Origin of the sequence: Pararobbsia alpina (genome assembly GCF_965118125.1) — a bacterium.
Taxonomy (GTDB): Bacteria; Pseudomonadota; Gammaproteobacteria; order Burkholderiales; family Burkholderiaceae; genus Pararobbsia; species Pararobbsia alpina_A.
Map to the genome: position 1 here is coordinate 1722850 of NZ_OZ221288.1, position 17386 is coordinate 1740235.

The following is a 17386-nucleotide window of genomic DNA, read 5'->3' on the forward strand; positions in this document are numbered from 1 at the left end:
TCAGCGTGTAGTGGTTAGCGATTAATGGTTAGCGGCTACAACGAAGCACGACGCCTCGCCGCGCCCGAACACAAAGAACCGGAGACACCCCATGAACCATCGAGCATGGAAGGGCATCGCTTTGCCGTACGCAAGCGCACAGGATCGTGGCCCTACGGCCTGATCCGGAGAGGCTCGAACCATCATGGCGGAACCCATGTTCATCGGTGTCGACGTCGGGGGAGCAATGCCCGGCGCCAGCGGCAACACGCGACGCTCGCGCCAGGCCGACCACTTCCGTCTTGCGGCAGAAGCCGGTGTCTTCGACTTTGTCGAAACGCATGCGTCAGCCGGCGACGATCTCGCACCGTACTTCGATCTTGTGGATCGCTATGCGTTGCCCGTTCGCGTGATCGACGGCACCTGGGGTATCGGTCGTGACGAAGCGAAAGCGAAGGACGTCATCGACGCCGGATCACGCGTCGGCGGCAAAGTGCTGAACTTGCGGCTTTGCGGACATCGCGCTGACGGCGCCCTGCTCTCCGACGACGAAGTGGTCGCCTTCTATCTGAGGCTGTGCGAATGGGGAGATCGTGTCGGTTGTGTTCCCAGTCTCGATGCGTGCTCGGTTTCGAAAAGAGATCGCACACGCGTGACCCGGCTGGGAGAGCGGATCACGAACGCCGGTGCGCCCTTCCGCGTGACGCTCGACCTGTCGGATTTGCCGCCGCTGAGCCATGGCGCATCGAACGACGCCGGCGCTACACGGGGCGACCTCTCGCCCATTTCCGCGTGCAGCGCACAAGCATCCGACACGCCCCACAGCGACTGGATTGCTCAAGGTTGGGTCTACCACGTCCGCACGCATGGCCTGCTGTCGCGAACGGCCCGCAAGACGCGCGCAGCTCGCACGGCGGCTCGCGGCATACATGCGCCACCACCGGTCACATCACAAGTCTGGGCCGTCAATCGGGCAGAGGGCTGGAAACGGGAGTTGCGCCAGTTGATCCGTTTGCAAGCGAATGAGCTGCGTCCATGGCTTCGCCAGATCACCTGTGCCTTCGCCTCGGCCCCGGGTCAGCGTCGCGATGCCGCGCTCGATGCCCTGAGCGACAACGTCGCGTGCGCACGCTGGTTGCGCGACACCTGGCTTTGTCAGATGGAACAACGATACGGAAGTGGCATTCACGCATAGCCGCCAGTGCGCAGTGCTTCCCTTGAAGAATGAACTTTGAATTCCTGAAACGACTCCGCAAACCACACCGGCAACCAAGGACCATCACGATGAATTCCGTGTTTCACTTCTCCCTGAATCGCATGAGCGCGCCGCGGCTTCCGTTCGGGCAATACGTGTCGCTGTGCAAGCGACTCGGCATCGATACGATCGAGATCCGCAATGATCTCGACGGTGTGGAAACACGCAATGGCGCCTCGCCGAATGAGATTCGCGCAACGGTCGAAAGCGCGGGCCTCACGATTCTGACGATCAACGCGCTGCAGCGCTTTGAACAATGGAATGCCGAGCGCGAACAGGAAGCCGTCGAACTGGCCGATTACGCCGTGCAATGCGGGGCTCAGGCCCTCGTGCTGTGCCCGACCAACTCGCGTCAGGATCACCGTACAGACACGCAGCGCCACACCGACCTCGTCGCTGCCTTGCAAGGCTTGACCCCGATCCTCACGCAAAGAGCCCTGATCGGCCTGATCGAACCGCTCGGCTTCGAAGAGTGTGCCCTGCGTCGCAAGTCCGACGCGGTCAAGGGAATCTATGCCGCGGGCGGAGAGCGCGTGTTCAAACTCGTTCACGACACCTTCCATCATCATCTGTCAGGCGAAGACATCTTTTATCCCGACCTGACCGGGCTCGTCCACATCTCCGGCGTCGAAGACGACGGGCTCCCGGTCGGGCGTATGCGCGACGGTCACCGCGTACTGGTCGGTGAAGCCGATCAGCTCGGCAATATCCGGCAACTCAAAACGCTGTTGCGACGCGGCTATCGCGGTGCACTGTCCTTCGAGCCCTTTGCCGCAGAGCTTGCCGAAGCTGCCGATATCGAACATCGGCTCAGAACCAGCATGGATTTTGTGCAGACCGGGCTCGCCTGATTCAGGCACGTCCACCCCGAGCCCAGGAGGAGACAACCGGGCTCCTTTCAAACCGGACCCAACCGGAGGAGACGAAACATGAAACGGATTCTGTTGGCATTCGCAGCAGGTGCGGTGCTCGCCACATCGGTGGCCCATGCAGAGAAAATCGGCGTCAGCATGTCGGCGTTCGACGACAACTTCCTGACTGTCGTGCGCAATTCGATGGCTGCGGATGCAGCTAAGCAGCAAGGCGTCAGTGTTCAATTTGAAGATGCACAGAACGACGTCGGCAAGCAGCTCAATCAAATTCAGAACTTCATCGCGCAGAAGGTCGACGCCATCATCGTCAACCCGGTCGACACGGACGCTACGCCGAAAATGACGAAGCTCGCTTCAGCCGCAGGCATTCCGCTCGTCTACGTGAATCGCATGCCATCGGACAAGTCGCTTCCGCCGAAAGTCTCGTTTGTCGGCTCGAACGAGGTCGATTCCGGCACGCTCGAAATGACCGAGGTCTGCCGTCTTATGGGTGGCAAGGGCAATATCCTCGTCATGATCGGCGACCTCGCCAACCAGGCCGCGCGCCAGCGCACGCAGGACATCAAGGACGTGATCGCCAAACCGCCTTGCAACGGTATCAAGATCGTCGACGCGCGCTCGGCCAACTGGCAACGCACCGACGCAGTGGATCTGATGAACAACTGGTTGTCCGCCGGCCTGACGTTCGATGCGATCGTGTCGAATAACGATGAAATGGCGCTTGGTGCGATTCAGGCTCTCAAGGCCGCGCACAAATTTCAGAAAGGTGTGATCGTCGCTGGCGTCGACGCGACACAGGATGCACTCGCTTCGATGAAGTCGGGCGACCTCAAGGTCACGGTGTTCCAGAACGGCGGGGCGCAGGGGTCCGACGCCGTGGAAACGGCCCTCAAGCTCGCACGCAATCAGAAGGTCGACTCGACCGTGTGGATCCCCTTCGAGCTCGTGACACCGGGCAACCTGCCTAAATTCGCGAGCAGAAACTGACGGTTGGCCGCATACCGCACGCGGCTCGACAGCGCCGCGTGCATCAGGAGCGTGTGATGACTGTGACTGGATTCGTAACGACGTCCGCGGACCGTACCGTGCCGGGAAGCCCCGGGAATTCCCGTTCCGCCGACGTGCTGCTTGAAGTTCGCGGCGTACGCAAAGCCTTCCCCGGCGTTGTCGCACTCGACGACGTGCAATTCACGCTGAGGCGCGGCACCGTGCACGCGCTGATGGGCGAAAACGGCGCGGGCAAGTCGACCCTGATGAAAATCATTGCCGGCGTCTACACGCCCGACGAAGGGGAAGTGCTGATCCAGGGCAAGCCCATGCAACTGCGTGGGCCGATCGACGCACTCGACAATGGCATCGCCATGATCCATCAGGAATTGAACCTGATGCCGTATATGACCGTTGCCGAGAATATCTGGATCGGCAGAGAGCCGCACAACCGCATCGGCCTTGTCGATCATCGCGAGATGAGCCGGATGACGCAGCGCCTCTTCGAGACGCTCGAAGTCGATGTCGATCCGGAAATCGAAGTCCGCCATCTGTCGATTGCAAGCCGCCAGATGGTCGAGATCGCCAAGGCGATCTCGTACGATCCCGACGTGCTCATCATGGACGAGCCGACCTCGGTGCTGACGGAGCATGAAGTCGGGCGGCTGTTCCGGATCATTCGCGACCTCAAGGCGAAGGGCAAGGGCATCGTTTACATCACGCACAAGATGAATGAGCTTGCCGCCATAGCCGACGAGCTGTCTGTCTTTCGCGACGGCTGCTATATCGGCACGCATGCGGCAAACGAAGTCACGCGCGACGAAATCATTCGCATGATGGTCGGGCGTGAGATCACGCAGATGTTTCCCAAGGAGACGGTGCCGATCGGCGAGGTCGTGCTCTCGGTTCAGGACCTCGCGCTCGAGCGTGTCTTCAGTGGCGTGAGCTTCGACGTGCGAGCAGGCGAGATCGTCGGCATGGCCGGGCTGATCGGCTCCGGGCGCTCCAATGTGGCGGAGGCGCTGTTCGGCGTCGTGCCGGCAACGCGCGGTTCGATTCGCATCGAAGGCCGCGTTGTCGACATCGACTCGCCAGCCACCGCAATGCGCCACGGCGTCGCGTTTCTGACCGAAGACCGCAAGGACACTGGTTGTTTCCTGATGCTCGACGTCCTATCGAATATGGGGAGTGCGGTGCTCAACCGAAACTTCGTCAAGGGTGGGTTCGTCGAACAAGGGGCGCTCGCCAGGGCTTGCCGAGAGATGGCGAATACCCTCCGCGTCAAAACGCCCGGCATGGACGAGCCCATCGAAAACCTGTCCGGCGGGAATCAGCAAAAGGTGCTCATAGGCCGCTGGCTGATGACCCACCCGAAAGTATTGATTCTGGACGAGCCCACCCGCGGCATCGATGTCGGTGCCAAGGCAGAGATTCACGGCCTGATCGGCAAGCTCGCAAGCAAAGGCGTCGCCGTGCTGATGATCTCGTCCGAAATGCCCGAAGTGCTCGGCATGTGCGACCGGATCATCGTGATGCACGAAGGACGCATGACGGGCATCGTCGATCGCGCGAATGCCGACCAGCTGACGATCATGGACCTTGCATCCAGGTAGATCGCGCACCCGGGTCGCTCACTCGGGGTCGCTGACCCGCGCCATCGACCCGTCGCGGCACTGGCAAAACGCACGCAACACACCTGCTTTCAGCACTCCAGGAGACGGAGATGGCACACACCAACGTAGCAATCGAAACCCGGACCGGCGAGCCGCCGCGGCCGTCGTCGTCACGCCGCCGCAAGTGGCCTCCGGAAGCCAGCATTTTCCTCGTGCTGGTGGGAATGGGCCTGTTTTTCGAGGCACTGGGCTGGTTCGTCAATGGCCAGAGCTTTCTGCTCAACGCCGATCGCCTTGAAGTGATGATCCTGCAGATGTCCGTGATCGGCATCATCGCGGTCGGGGTCACGCAGGTCATCATCACGGGTGGCGTCGATCTGTCTTCGGGCTCGGTCGTCGCGGTCGCGGCGATGGTGTCTGCGAGCCTCGCGCAGGAGGCCGGCTATGGGCGCGCGGTCTATCCGGCGCTGACGGGTCTGCCGATCGTCTGGCCGATTCTGGCTGGGCTCGCGGTCGGGCTGGTATGTGGCCTGATCAACGGCGCGCTGATCAGCCATACCGGACTGCCACCGTTTATCGCAACGCTGGGCATGATGGTCTCGGCGCGCGGCGTGGCCAAGTGGTACACACACGGTCGCCCGATCAGCATGTTGACCGACGACTTCGCATGGATCGGCTCGGGCATGCACCCGGTCGTGATCTTTCTGGTGGTCGCATTGATCTTCCATATCGCGCTGCGATACACACGCTACGGAAAGTTCACATACGCGATCGGCGCCAATCGTACGGCCGCACGCGTCTCCGGGATCAACGTGGGCCGCCACCTGATCATCGTGTACTCGATCGCCGGCTTGCTGGCAGGACTGGCGGGCATGGTGACTTCGGCACGTGCGATCACCGGGCAAGCCGGCATGGGCGTGAACTACGAACTCGATGCGATCGCCGCGGCCGTGATCGGCGGCGCATCGCTCGCGGGCGGTGTGGGCCGCATTGGCGGCACGATCATCGGCGTGCTGATCCTCGGTGTCATGACATCCGGCTTCACTTTCCTGCGCATTGACGCGTATTACCAGGAGATCGTCAAAGGCGTCATCATCGTCGCCGCCGTCGTGGCCGATCAGTATCGCAATCGCAAGCGGAGCAGCTGAGCGCCGCCGCCACGGTTCGCCTGCTGGCGTGTCTCCACCCGCCAGCTTTTTCCCACGATGAGCGGTGTGTGGGCGATATGGGCACCATGCCCATATCGTTTTTTCGTTTGCGCTACAGGCCGTTGCGCCTCAGGAAATCACGCATCCATGCGGCGATCGCGTCGGCATCGGGCGCAAGGTCGAGCGCAAAGTGGCCGGCATCCATTACGTGCACTTCGGCGTGAGGCAGATCCCGTTGATAGGCCGCTGCTTCCGCCGCCAATTGCGACGGATCGTATCGACCCCAGATGACCAGTGTCTTCGGTTGCGTTTCGCGCAGCCACGCTTGCCACTTGGGGTACGAAGCCACATTCGTCTGGTAGTCGTAGAACAGATCGCTCTGAATCGCCGTCTCGCCGGGGCGGCTGAGCATCGCAAACTCATCGGTCCAGAGATCCGGATCGTAGACATCCGGGTTCGGACTCGAGCCGATGTGCCGTTGCTTGGCCGCGGCAAGCGACATCAGGTTCTCCTCGACCTTCGCCTCGTATTTCTCACGGTCTTTCCAGAATGCCTTTCTGGGTTCCCATAGCGGGCCCAGCCCGTCGTCGTGCGACGTCGCGTTCTGAATGATCAGCGCTTTCACGCGTTCGGGGTGTGCCATGGCGAGTCGCATACCGACCGGGCCGCCGTAGTCCTGCACGTAGAGCACATACGACGTCGCGTGCACACGCTGCGTGAAGTGGTCAACGATCGTCGCGAGATGATCGAAGGTATAGGCGAACTGGTCCGCCGGCGGAGCGTCGCTGTGCCCGAACCCCGGATAGTCAGGGGCGATCAGGTGATATCGGTCAGCAAGCCTCTGAAACAGGGGCTCATACATTCGTGACGTCGACGGAAAGCCGTGCAGCAACAGAATCGTCGTCGCGGTTGGCGGTCCCGCCTCGCGATAAAAGATCTGAAGACCATCGACTTCGACGCTCTTGTAGCGGGTCAGCTCGTGCACTGCGATCGCCTGTGCAGCGACCTCAGCGGCCGCGGAACCGGCGTGCCACAGTATCACGCACCCTAGCAACGTACAGACCAACGCCTTGAATGACATTCGCCGGATCCTCCCTGATCGGTGCTGTCGTTTTCCTGGCCCGTACAAACGCGTCGATCGTGATCGCGTTGCCGTCGGACCCTCCAGCGCGATGGTCCGCTACTCGCCGTCGAATTTCAGTGCGGGCCGCTCGCCCGCCCCAGGACTACGTTCCGGGACTTTTCACGGGAGGGAATGAAGCTTGCTGCCTCCCCGGTGTCGCTGCCTCTCGGATGTCGCTGCCTCTCGGCTGCCCTGGATCTCTGCCGATCTGCCCCCGCCTCCTAATTGCGCAAAGCACTCGCAACCCAATTCTTCGCATGGTCCATACCTCGACTGACGCTCAGCAACCGCGTGACGGATCCACCGCGCGCAATGACGATCGCGCCCAACAAGCGAGCGATCGCCGGCACGCGGCTGCGCCCAGCAATACGTTGCCCGGGCTGACACTCGGCGCACTCGGCGTGGTGTTCGGCGATATCGGCACAAGCCCGATTTACGCCCTCAGACAGGCCGTCAGCGACGCCGGTACGGTCGATGTGCAAACGGTCATGGGCATTCTGTCGATGATTGTCTGGGCGGTCGTGATCGTGGTGATGGGCAAGTACGTGCTGTACGTCATGCGCGCCGACAACGAAGGCGAAGGCGGCATCGTTGCGCTGACAGCCCTCGTGCGGTCCGGCTATGAACAACAGGGCAAGCACGTGCCACGTTTGCTGCTCGTTGCGGGGCTGTTCGGGGCGGCGATGTTTTATGGCGACTCGATGATTACGCCTGCTGTCTCGGTGCTGTCCGCCGTCGAGGGGTTACGCGAAGTCGACGCACATTTCAATCCGTTTGTCGTGCCGATCGCAGCGGCCGTTCTCGTCGCGCTGTTTGCTTTCCAGCGACGCGGCACCTCGGTCGTTGGCAAGTCGTTCGGACCGGTGATGACGGTGTGGTTTGTCTACCTTGCTGCGGTGGGGATCTATCGGGTCGTACAGCACCCGGACGTTTTAAAGGCACTGTCGCCAGCATGGGCGTGGGCGCTTGCGGTACATCACGCCGGGGTGGCCTTCATCGTGCTCGGCGCAGTGATTCTCGCGCTCACCGGCGCGGAAGCACTCTATGCCGACATCGGACATTTCGGCCGCCGTTCGATCCGCATTGCCTGGCTCTTCATCGTGTTTCCTTCGATCATCATCGGATACTTCGGACAAGCCGCGACGATGCTGTTTCAACCCGGTGCGGTGCGTCAGCCGTTCTTTTATGCGGCGCCTCCGTGGGCGTTGATCCCAACAGTCGTCATTGCGCTACTTGCGACAGTCATTGCTTCGCAGGCCGTGATTTCCGGCGCCTTTTCGATGACGAGTCAGGCGATCGAGCTTGGCTTTCTACCGCGCTTGCGCGTGATCGAAACCTCGCGAACGCAACGGGGTCAGGTTTATGTCCCCGCGGTAAATACGCTGCTCTTCGGCGCCGTGCTTTTCCTGGTACTCGTATTCCGAAGCTCCGATCGCCTGACGTCAGCGTACGGCATTGCCGTGGGACTGACGATGTTGATCACGACCGTACAGATGGTGAGTCTGTCGCGCCATGTCTGGCGGTGGTCATGGCTTGCCGTGATCGCAGTGAGCGGGCCGTTGCTCGTGATCGACGTGCTGCTGGTATCCGCCAACCTTCAGAAGATCCCGCAAGGAGGCTGGGCGCCGATTGCCGTGGGCACCGTGCTGTTCATTCTGATGATCACCTGGCATCGAGGACGCGAACTCGCAGCGATACGCGCGGCGCGCGCAGAACCGTTGACGTCGTTCCTGCCGCATATCTTCGACCGAGACGATCCGCCTGCTCGCGTGGCGGGCACAGCCGTGTATCCGGGCAGCATGTCGGGCACCACGCCCGCTGCGCTCGTCAACAACGTCAGGCATAACCGCGTGCTGCATCACACCGTGATCTGCTTCGCCAACCGGTCCGAGTCGGCGCCGCGGGTCGACGAGCGCATGCGCATCGAAGTCCGGGATCTGGGTCATGGCTGTTTTGAGGTGATCTCACGTCACGGCTTCGTCGAGCGACCCAATCTGCCCAGCCTTCTTGCCTCACTCGAGGGCAGGCTCGGCGACTGGAAGTTCGATCCGAAGCACACAACCTTCTTCCTTCCCCGCGAAGAAATCACCCCGGGCTGCTCCCACGGCCAAATGGCACGGTGGCGCGAAAAACTGTTTGGCGAAATGTCGTTCCACTCCGCCTCGAGCGCCGAGTATTACGGGCTCAAGAGCGAGGATGTCATCGAGCTCGGGGTGCAGGTTGTGCTATAGCCGACGGCACATTGTCAGGCGCTGATTGCGTTGTTTATTCTGCTAAACTAAAGTGAAAACGATAGTTACTGCGAAAAAACAACGCCGATCGAGGGTCGCATGGCAAACGAACGACTTCAGCGTCTCATGACGGAGGCCCCGCGCGGGCAGCCCATGGACACAAGAATGCTTCGTGGCTTTGGGATAAGTCCGGCCTTGGCGACCTACTTGGTTAAAGCCGGGTGGCTTCAGCGTCTTGGCAAAGGCGCCTATGTCATGACCGGTGACGCGCCCGGTCGGGAGGGGATCATCGCTTTCCTCGCCCGCAAGACACCCGGCTTGCATGTCGGCGGCAAGACAGCACTGAACTGGCAAGGCGTGCGCCACAACATCGCACTCGACGAAAAGGTGACGTTGTGGGCCCAGAAACCTTACGCAATGCCGATTTGGGTGAGTCACCATCTTCGACACTCGTTTCAGACAACGAAGTTGTTCGACGAGGATTTGCCCTACGACACCGGACTCAAATTGCTGCCCAACATGAACTCGGGTGTGCTCGTGTCCGTGCCCGAACGAGCGCTCCTCGAACTGGCCAGCGATGTTGGCAAGGGACAATCGCTCGAGGAAGCTCAGAATTTGGTAGCAGGCCTCAGAAACCTTCGGCAGTCTGTCCTCGATCAATTCCTCGCGCATTGCCATCGCGTCAAGGTCGTCAAGATCGTTCGCGATCTCGGCAAGAGCAGCGGATATGCATGGGGCTCGGATCTTCAGAGACACGTCGATCGACTCGGCCCCGACAAACGTTGGTCCAACGTTAACAAGGATGGCGAACGTCTGACACTGAAGCCGAAATGAACGACATCTATCTCAGGACTGTTCGATTGCTACTTTCAATCGCGCCGGACGTCTTTGAAAACCCGCTCTTTGTCATGAAGGGCGGGACTGCCATCAACTTATTTGTGCAGGACATGCCTCGACTATCGGTGGATATCGACGTCGTTTATCGCATTCACCAATCGACGCGAGAGGAGTCCCTCGCAAACATTGCTTCAGAACTCGGACGAGTAACCCTCGCGATTGAAAAGCAGGGCTTTCAAGTAGCACGTAGTCATATCGCACCGAGTCGACGAGACAAGGGGAGCGAAGTCAAACTTGTTGTCTTTCACGACGACGTCTCAGTCAAAGTGGAAGTCAACTATGTCTTCCGCGGAACGTTGCTGGAGCCCGTGTCAAGGATGCTCGTTCCGGCAGCACGAGAACTCTTTTCGATGGAAGTGGCGGTGCCCACACTTGCCGACGCCGAGTTGTACGGCAGCAAGCTCGTGGCCGCGATGGATCGCCAGCATCCAAGAGACTTCTACGATGCAAAGTACATGTACGACGCCTTCGGCTTACCCTCCGATTTCATTGACGCGTTCGTCGGATACCTCGTCGGACACGATCGACCGGTACATGAAGTTCTGTTCGCAAAACCGAAGTCGCTTACGGCGCTTCATGAATCAGAGTTCGTCGGCATGACCATTGACGACGTTCCGGCTACGACGCTTGAGGAGGTCCAGCGACGCTTGCTCACCGAACTGCCACAGTCACTTCAGGATCATCACAGAAGGTTCCTGCTTTCGTTTGTGCGACTCGCGCCTGAGTGGGACTTAATGCCGTATCCGCATCTCAAGGACATGCCCGCCATTCGATGGAAGCTTCAAAACCTCGAAAAGCTTCGAAAATCGAACGCTGCCAAGTTTGCGATGCAAGAGACGTCCTTGAGGCAAGTCTTGGATGCTGTCGCACACTAGCAGTGCGCTTTGATGGCCTGCAGGCTCCCCTCTCGATCATCCGATCTTCGCAGGCGAAGCGGCGACCCCGAGCCTGAATCGCGCGTGGAATTTTCGCGTTAACTCAAGTACTTTCGTTAGTTACGACAATTTTTCCAGACGCACACGCCTGCTGCAGGTTGGATCCTCCACGCTATCCGAGTGCGTAGCTAGACAGATTCAATGGTTCGCCGACGAGCTCACCCGAACACCACATCCTTGCTCTCCACGACACCACCTGATCGGCCGGGGGCACGCTGGTTTCGCCAGTAGAGATTGGTGTGGTTGATCACGCCATCGGGAGGCGGGGCGCCCCATTCGGTCAGGTCTTCGGTCGTGTGGGCGTCGCTGACGAGCAAAGCGTCATAGCCGCGAACGAGTGCGCCGTGCAACGTCGAGCGCACGCACATATCCGTCTGCGCACCGGTGACAACCAGTTTGCCGATGCGATTCGTCGCCAGTATCTGCTCGAGATCGGTGTCTTCGAACGCGTCCCGGTAGCGTTTCTCGACAATCGACTCGTTTTGATCAGGTGAAAGCTCAGACACGATTTGCCACGCGTCGCTCCCTGGGACCAGGTCATCATCGGCGTGTCGAACCCAAACCACAGGCACGTTTGCGCTACGAGCGCGCTCGACCAGTCCTTTCACGGCGTCGAGCACTTCGTGCCGCTTATAGGCATTCACGACAACGCCTTCTTGAAGGTCGATGACAATCAGTGCGGTATGGGGACGATCGGCAAACGTGGTCATGGATCTAATCGTAGCAAGGGTGAATACATATCGTAGCGAAGACTGGGTCTCTATACGGGTCCATCGCAGAACACGGTCTCGGAATCCTCGCGCTCGACGGTGAGATTCACCGAACGAGCGCCTCCCGGCCGGGTCCGGTGACGCGTGCCTGCGCGCACCGTCAGCATCTGTCCGGCATGCAAGTGAACCGGACCTTCAGCAAAGTCGATCACCAGCGTGCCTTCGAGCGTTAAAAACGTTTCATCGGTGTTCGGATGAAAGTGCCATCGAAACGGCTCGTCCATCACGCTGATATGCACATTGTGGTCGTTCACGGTTGTCAGGACTTCGTTCCTGTAACCGTTATGTACGCCGCGCGCGAAAGCGACGGTATCGATGGGAAGCATCATGATCGGGCCCTGTCGTTGATTTCAACGTTGCAGACGCCCTTCAAGAATCTGCTGCTATCCGGCGGTTGAACCGGGCGCGCATCGATTCGACGTCTGCAAGTACGTCATGAAAAAATGAGCCATTAACGTGCCTGCACCTCGATACCGGACAACAAAAAATCCTCACACTCTTTCCCGGACACCGCGCTGACGACAGTTCAAGCTTCGCCGGCCAGCCGGAAATTCACGCCGCTCAAGTCCGGATTCGCCATACGTTGCGCGTTGCCGGTTCACGCTTCGCTGGCCGGTCGGAAGATCACGCCGCTGAGTTCCGGACACTCAGGCAACGGCGCCCACGCCATGTGGTGCGCTTCTTCTTCGTCGACACCAAAGGCGCGTAACAACGCAAACATCGCGTTCTCGACATACTCGGCCGGCGCCTCGTGCGAAAGCAGCGTTTCAATACCGTACATGATCGACCCCAGCGCCATGTCGCGTGCAATCGTGACATGCCCGACATGGAAGCGCCCCTTTGCAATGGCCATCTCCAGATCGCGCGTCAGATACTCATCGAGCAATCGCCCGCGAGACCCGCGACGCGTGCCCACGCGCGTAATAAAAGCGCCCCACAGCGGATAACGCGCAGCCATGCCCATATAGAGCCGCGAGCCGACCACAACGCGTTGCGCCGGATCGTCGAACGTCTGCACGAGCGGATCCACCACCGCGAGCACCTCGTCGCTGCTTTCGCCCGCCACCGCCGACAGCAACTCGGCTGGCGTCCGGAAGTAGTTGTAGAACGTACCTCGAGCGACGCCTGCTGCCGCGATGAAGTCGTCAATCGACGGCGCATCGGGCCCCTTTTCGGCAAATACGACGAGCGCACTCTCGATCAGGCGATTGCGCGTCTTCTCGCGCCGCAATGCGCCGACCCGGCTTTGATAGTTCTCCGTCAACTCGCTCATCTTTCGTTCCGTTTGCCATCCACCCGACAAGTATACGAGTGCGGGTTTGTCCCGAGCATTTTTCGAATTGACGATTTTATCAAATCGACTAGAATAGTTTTGACGAATTCGTCAAAACGACAGTTCCCGTGTGCAACCGGTGCGTTGAGCATGGTGCGAGGGGCTTAGGAGACAGACATGCGATTGGTAAGTTTTGAGCGTAACGGATCGGCGACGCTGGGTGTGAGAGAAGGTGATCAACTGCGGGTCATCGGCGATGAAACCATGGAGTCGCTGGTCGCGCGCGGTGTCGATCTGGCGGACTACGTCCGCTCGCATGCATCGCAAGAGCGCGTCAGCGCGGCCTCCGTGAAGCTGCTTCCGCCGCTGCAGCGGCCGCCCAAGATTCTGTGCGTCGGCCTGAATTTCGCCGACCACACGCAGGAAAGCAACTACGAGCAGCCGACCTATCCGACGCTGTTCTTCCGCGTGGCAACCAGCCTGATCGCCCACGATGAACCGATGATCCGCCCTCGCGTCACCGATTCGGACGGCCTCGATTTCGAGGGCGAAATCGCGGTCGTGATCGGCAAGGGTGGCCGTCATATTTCGAAGGACACCGCGCTGTCGCACGTGGCCGGCTATTCGGTGTTCAACGACGGGTCGGTGCGCGAATATCAGTTCAAGACGCCGCAATGGACGGTCGGCAAGAACTTCGACGGCACGGGCGCGTTTGGGCCCGACCTCGTGACGGCCGATGAGTTGCCGCCTGGCGTGAAGGGTCTGCGCCTCGAAACGCGGCTCAATGGCGAAGTCGTTCAGTCGGCCAGCACCGATCAGATGGTGTTCGATGTAGCGAGCCTGATCAGCACGATCAGCGAAGCCATCACGCTCGAGCCGGGTGACGTCATCGTCTCGGGTACGCCCTCGGGCATCGGCTGGGCACGCAGTCCGCGCCTGCTGATGAAGGCCGGCGACGTATGCGAAGTCACTGTGGAGCAGATCGGCACGTTGCGAAACGTGATCGAGGACGAGGTCGCGGCTTGAGGTGAACACCCGCGGCGGCGTCGCGCGTGGTCTGCGTTGCGCCGCCCCTCATGCGTCGTGTGTGATCTATCGCGCGTTTCGAGTTGGGCAATCGGCAATCGACTAACAATCGGAAATCGGCACTGAGGAATACGCGTCACGGGTCAGGTGTTTGGCAATAGGCGATCCAAAGCAAGCGCCACGCTGCACTTCGACCCACACCGATAAAACCTGCCGCAGAGCGGGTTCAACCTGAACAGGCAGGAGACAGTCATGAACGCATCCAGCGGCTCGAACACGATCCGAAACGGTGGCAGGCACGCACCAGCAAGCGTGCATTCCATCGATCATTTCGCGCTGAACGTGCCGTCCATTGCGGACGCGGAGCGCTTTTTCAGCGCCTTCGGTCTCGACGTCCGTCACGTCGGCGAGACAGGACAAGAGCTCGCGCTGCGCGCGGCCGACGGACACCGGTGGGCAAGAGTCCTGATGTCCACCAGCAAAAGCCTCGCGTATCTGAGCTTCAGCTGCTTTGCGCAAGACATCGATGCGCTCCGTCACCAGGTGACGCATGCCGGCGCCACCATTGAAGCCCATGTCACGGATAGTAAGGATGCATTCTGGTTCCGGGACCCGGACGGCAACCTCATTCAGGTCAAAGTCGGCGTCAAAACCAGTCCCACCGCAAAGTCGCCGTGTGTCATGACGGGTAGCGCCGCGGATGAACGCGGTTCGCACACGCGCTCCGCTTCGCAGACTGTTCGACCGCGCCGGCTTTCGCACGTGCTGCTCTTTACGCCCGACGTGCTGCGTGCCCTTGATTTCTATGAACGCGCGCTCGGCCTTCGCCTGTCGGACAAGTCGCTAGACATCATTGCCTTCACCCATGCTCCTCACGGCAGCGATCACCACCTCGTAGCGTTCGCCAAGAGCTCCGCGCGCGGCTTTCATCACTCGTCGTGGGATGTCGACAATGTCAACACGGTCGGCGAAGGCGCCTCGCAAATGAGCAACGCCGGCTACACAAAGGGCTGGGGTACGGGACGCCATGTATTGGGCTCCAACTACTTCCACTATGTCGAAGATCCGTGGGGTTCGTTCTGCGAGTACTCGGCAGACATCGACTTCGTTTCCGCGGGCTCCGAATGGCCCGCAGGCGACTACGCGCCAGAGGATTCGCTTTACCTCTGGGGTCCTGCCGTCCCCCCCAATTTCATCCACAACACGGAAGCCGTGCCTTAAGCGCCGGCGCTACATCGGCGATCAATAACCCAACGTGTCGGATCCGTGCCGCTCGCCGTGTCGTTGGCAACGAGTGGCGGGTCCGACTTCATTGACCGGCATCGAATGGCGGCCACTCATTGAGCCGCATGCATTGGCAGGTGAATCGCGCTCAGCCTGTTGCGATCCGCCGGCATTGAGCACTGACGTCAGCGCACCGCGCTGACCCATTCAACCCGTAGTTTTCCCGTATGGCAGCCAGCCCGACTGGCGCCAGGGCACAACTCGCTTTAACGAAGGTGCATTCATGACTGACAACACGCTGCATGACGTCGTCATCATCGGCTACGGCCCGGTTGGGCAATCGCTGTCGATCCTGCTGGGTGAACGCGGTTACGATGTCGCCGTCTACGAACGCTGGCCGTCGTTGTACCCGTTGCCGCGCGCCGTCTTCCACGACCACGAGATCCGCCGCGTTTTCCACGCCATGAACATGGGTGCCGAAGTCGAGAAGATCTCTCAGCCATCGGCAACCTATCAATGGTTCAACGCGGACTGGAAGACGCTCGTGGAAATCGACTGGTCGGCCGAGTCGATCAGCGACGGCCCGGTCGGATACCTCTTCAATCAACCCTCGCTCGAAGCCATCCTCGATCGCAAGGCCAAGTCGCTGCCGAACGTCAGCGTGAACCAGGGCTGGGAGGCCATCGAGCTTCGCCAGTTTGCCGACTACACCGAAGTCGTGCTCCAGCACGGCACGATGCAAAGCGGAACCTGGACCCCCACCGGCGAAACGCAAACCGTGCGTGCCCGCTTCGTCGTGGGCGCGGATGGTGCCAACAGCTTCGTGCGCCGCTCGCAAGGCATCGCGTTTGAAGACCTCGGCTTCCAGGAAGACTGGCTCGTCATCGACTTGCAACCCAATGAAGGCGTCAAACTCGATGTGCCGGACATCGGTCAATGGTGCAACCCAGCGCGCCCGACCACGATGGTGCCCGGCGGCCCGGGTTACCGCCGCTGGGAATTCATGCGTCTGCCCGGAGAAACGCTTGAGGACCTTCAGAAGCCCAAGAAGGTCTGGTCGCTGCTCGCGCCGTGGGTCACGCCCGAACAAGCGACGCTCGTTCGATACGCTGTCTACACATTCCGCTCGCTGATCGCCGAGCACTGGCGCGACGGCCGAGTATTGATCGCCGGTGACGCTGCGCACCAGATGCCGCCTTTTATGGGTCAGGGCATGTGCTCCGGCATTCGCGACGTCTGGAATCTTGCATGGCGCCTCGACATGATCTTCAAGGGGATCGCCTCGCCGGACATCCTCGATGCCTACACGCTCGAGCGCCGGCCTCAAGTGCGCGCCGTCATCGATGCATCGATCGAGATGGGCAAGGTCGTGTGCATCTCCGACCCAGCCGAAGCCGCACGTCGCGACGAGGCGTTCCTGTCGGGCAACGTGCCGCCACTGCCGCCTTTTCCAGGGCTCACGGACGGGTTGATTCGTCACACGCGGAACGCGTCTCACGGCGGCATTGCCGGTGCGTTGAGCGTCCACGGACAAGTACGCAATCGAGGCGTCGAGTCCCGGTACGACGATGTCATTCCGAACGGATTCCATGTCATCGCGCTCGACGTCGATCCGAATACCTGCCTCGGCGAAGCCGCCAGGGCCGCGCTCGCGCGAATGGGTGCGAGCACGGTGGGCCTCACGCGCAACGAAGGCCGCCTCGTTGTCGATCGCGTGATGTACGACGTCAGCGGCCGATACGACACGTTCTTCAAGACGCATCGAGCCGCAGCCATCATCGTGCGCCCTGACTACTACATCTACGGCGCAGCGCACACGCTGGATGAACTGCCTGCACTCGTCGCCGGACTCACAGTGGAACTTGGTCTTGAAGCGAATTCCGCGTTCGCTTTGGAAGCCTCCGTCTCGGCGGACGCCACGTAGACACGCGAACGTCATGCATCACAGGTCATGACCGATCGGTCATGACGATGCGATCGAGCAGCCCATGCCGCTCACCGGGATCACAAGAGCGCCCGCATTGACGAGGCGCCGATTCCGGATATCTGTCCC

The 17386-nt window shown here is 60.6% G+C and carries 15 protein-coding genes; 11 read left to right on the forward strand and 4 right to left on the reverse strand.

The annotated features are described in order from the left end of the window. Window positions 1–184: 184 nt before the first annotated feature. The 5 genes from ACMFWR_RS25805 (at window position 185) to ACMFWR_RS25825 (ending at window position 5854) form a co-directional block, all read left to right on the forward strand. Complete coding sequence (locus ACMFWR_RS25805) at window positions 185–1174, forward strand: xylose isomerase (protein WP_413195220.1); 990 nt, start codon at window positions 185–187, stop codon at window positions 1172–1174. 89 nt (window positions 1175–1263) lie between these two features. After that, window positions 1264–2085, forward strand: coding sequence for a TIM barrel protein (locus ACMFWR_RS25810; protein WP_413195221.1), 822 nt, complete (start codon window positions 1264–1266; stop codon window positions 2083–2085). A 78-nt stretch (window positions 2086–2163) separates the two neighbouring features. Next, complete coding sequence (locus tag ACMFWR_RS25815) at window positions 2164–3093, forward strand: sugar ABC transporter substrate-binding protein (RefSeq protein ID WP_413195222.1); 930 nt, start codon at window positions 2164–2166, stop codon at window positions 3091–3093. 56 nt (window positions 3094–3149) lie between these two features. Next, on the forward strand, window positions 3150–4706 hold the full coding sequence (locus ACMFWR_RS25820) for a sugar ABC transporter ATP-binding protein (RefSeq protein WP_413195223.1): 1557 nt from the start codon (window positions 3150–3152) through the stop codon (window positions 4704–4706). Window positions 4707–4816: 110 nt separating this feature from the next. Next, window positions 4817–5854, forward strand: coding sequence for an ABC transporter permease (locus tag ACMFWR_RS25825; RefSeq protein ID WP_413195224.1), 1038 nt, complete (start codon window positions 4817–4819; stop codon window positions 5852–5854). Between the two features lie 112 nt (window positions 5855–5966). On the opposite strand, the gene ACMFWR_RS25830 is transcribed toward ACMFWR_RS25825, so the two are convergent. Next, window positions 5967–6935: an alpha/beta fold hydrolase gene (locus ACMFWR_RS25830; protein WP_413195225.1), complete on the reverse strand. Its 969-nt coding sequence runs from the start codon at window positions 6933–6935 to the stop codon at window positions 5967–5969. 299 nt (window positions 6936–7234) lie between these two features. On the opposite strand from ACMFWR_RS25830, the gene ACMFWR_RS25835 reads away from it, so the two are divergent. From ACMFWR_RS25835 to ACMFWR_RS25845, 3 genes are all read left to right on the forward strand, one after another. Beyond that, window positions 7235–9208: a potassium transporter Kup gene (locus ACMFWR_RS25835; RefSeq protein WP_413195226.1), complete on the forward strand. Its 1974-nt coding sequence runs from the start codon at window positions 7235–7237 to the stop codon at window positions 9206–9208. Between the two features lie 99 nt (window positions 9209–9307). Continuing rightward, window positions 9308–10042 carry a type IV toxin-antitoxin system AbiEi family antitoxin domain-containing protein gene (locus ACMFWR_RS25840; RefSeq protein WP_413195227.1) on the forward strand — a complete coding sequence of 245 codons (735 nt, stop codon included), beginning with the start codon at window positions 9308–9310 and terminating at the stop codon, window positions 10040–10042. Continuing rightward, entirely contained in the window at window positions 10039–10980 is a 942-nt protein-coding gene (locus tag ACMFWR_RS25845; protein ID WP_413195228.1) for a nucleotidyl transferase AbiEii/AbiGii toxin family protein, read from the forward strand. The genes ACMFWR_RS25840 and ACMFWR_RS25845 overlap by 4 nt, the downstream gene beginning before the upstream one ends. Before the next feature lie 218 nt (window positions 10981–11198). Here ACMFWR_RS25845 and ACMFWR_RS25850 read toward each other — a convergent pair whose 3' ends face one another. From ACMFWR_RS25850 to ACMFWR_RS25860, 3 genes are all read right to left on the reverse strand, one after another. Next, a complete protein-coding gene (locus tag ACMFWR_RS25850; protein ID WP_413195229.1) occupies window positions 11199–11750 on the reverse strand; it encodes an isochorismatase family protein in 552 nt (183 codons plus the stop codon). Window positions 11751–11800: 50 nt separating this feature from the next. Then, window positions 11801–12139 (reverse strand): cupin domain-containing protein, encoded by a 339-nt coding sequence (locus ACMFWR_RS25855; protein ID WP_413195230.1) that lies wholly within the window; start codon window positions 12137–12139, stop codon window positions 11801–11803. 269 nt (window positions 12140–12408) lie between these two features. Beyond that, window positions 12409–13083, reverse strand: a complete 675-nt coding sequence (locus ACMFWR_RS25860; protein ID WP_413195231.1) for a TetR/AcrR family transcriptional regulator — start codon at window positions 13081–13083, stop codon at window positions 12409–12411. A 177-nt stretch (window positions 13084–13260) separates the two neighbouring features. Between ACMFWR_RS25860 and ACMFWR_RS25865 the strand changes: the two genes are divergently transcribed. The 3 genes from ACMFWR_RS25865 to ACMFWR_RS25875 all read left to right on the forward strand — a co-directional run bounded on the left by ACMFWR_RS25865 (window position 13261) and on the right by ACMFWR_RS25875 (window position 17257). After that, a complete protein-coding gene (locus tag ACMFWR_RS25865; protein ID WP_413195232.1) occupies window positions 13261–14109 on the forward strand; it encodes a fumarylacetoacetate hydrolase family protein in 849 nt (282 codons plus the stop codon). A 252-nt stretch (window positions 14110–14361) separates the two neighbouring features. Next, the gene (locus tag ACMFWR_RS25870) at window positions 14362–15330 is read left to right on the forward strand and encodes a VOC family protein (protein ID WP_413195233.1); all 969 of its coding nucleotides are present in this window, start codon (window positions 14362–14364) and stop codon (window positions 15328–15330) included. A gap of 286 nt (window positions 15331–15616) precedes the next feature. Then, window positions 15617–17257, forward strand: a complete 1641-nt coding sequence (locus ACMFWR_RS25875) for a bifunctional 3-(3-hydroxy-phenyl)propionate/3-hydroxycinnamic acid hydroxylase (protein ID WP_413195234.1) — start codon at window positions 15617–15619, stop codon at window positions 17255–17257. Window positions 17258–17386 lie beyond the last annotated feature (129 nt).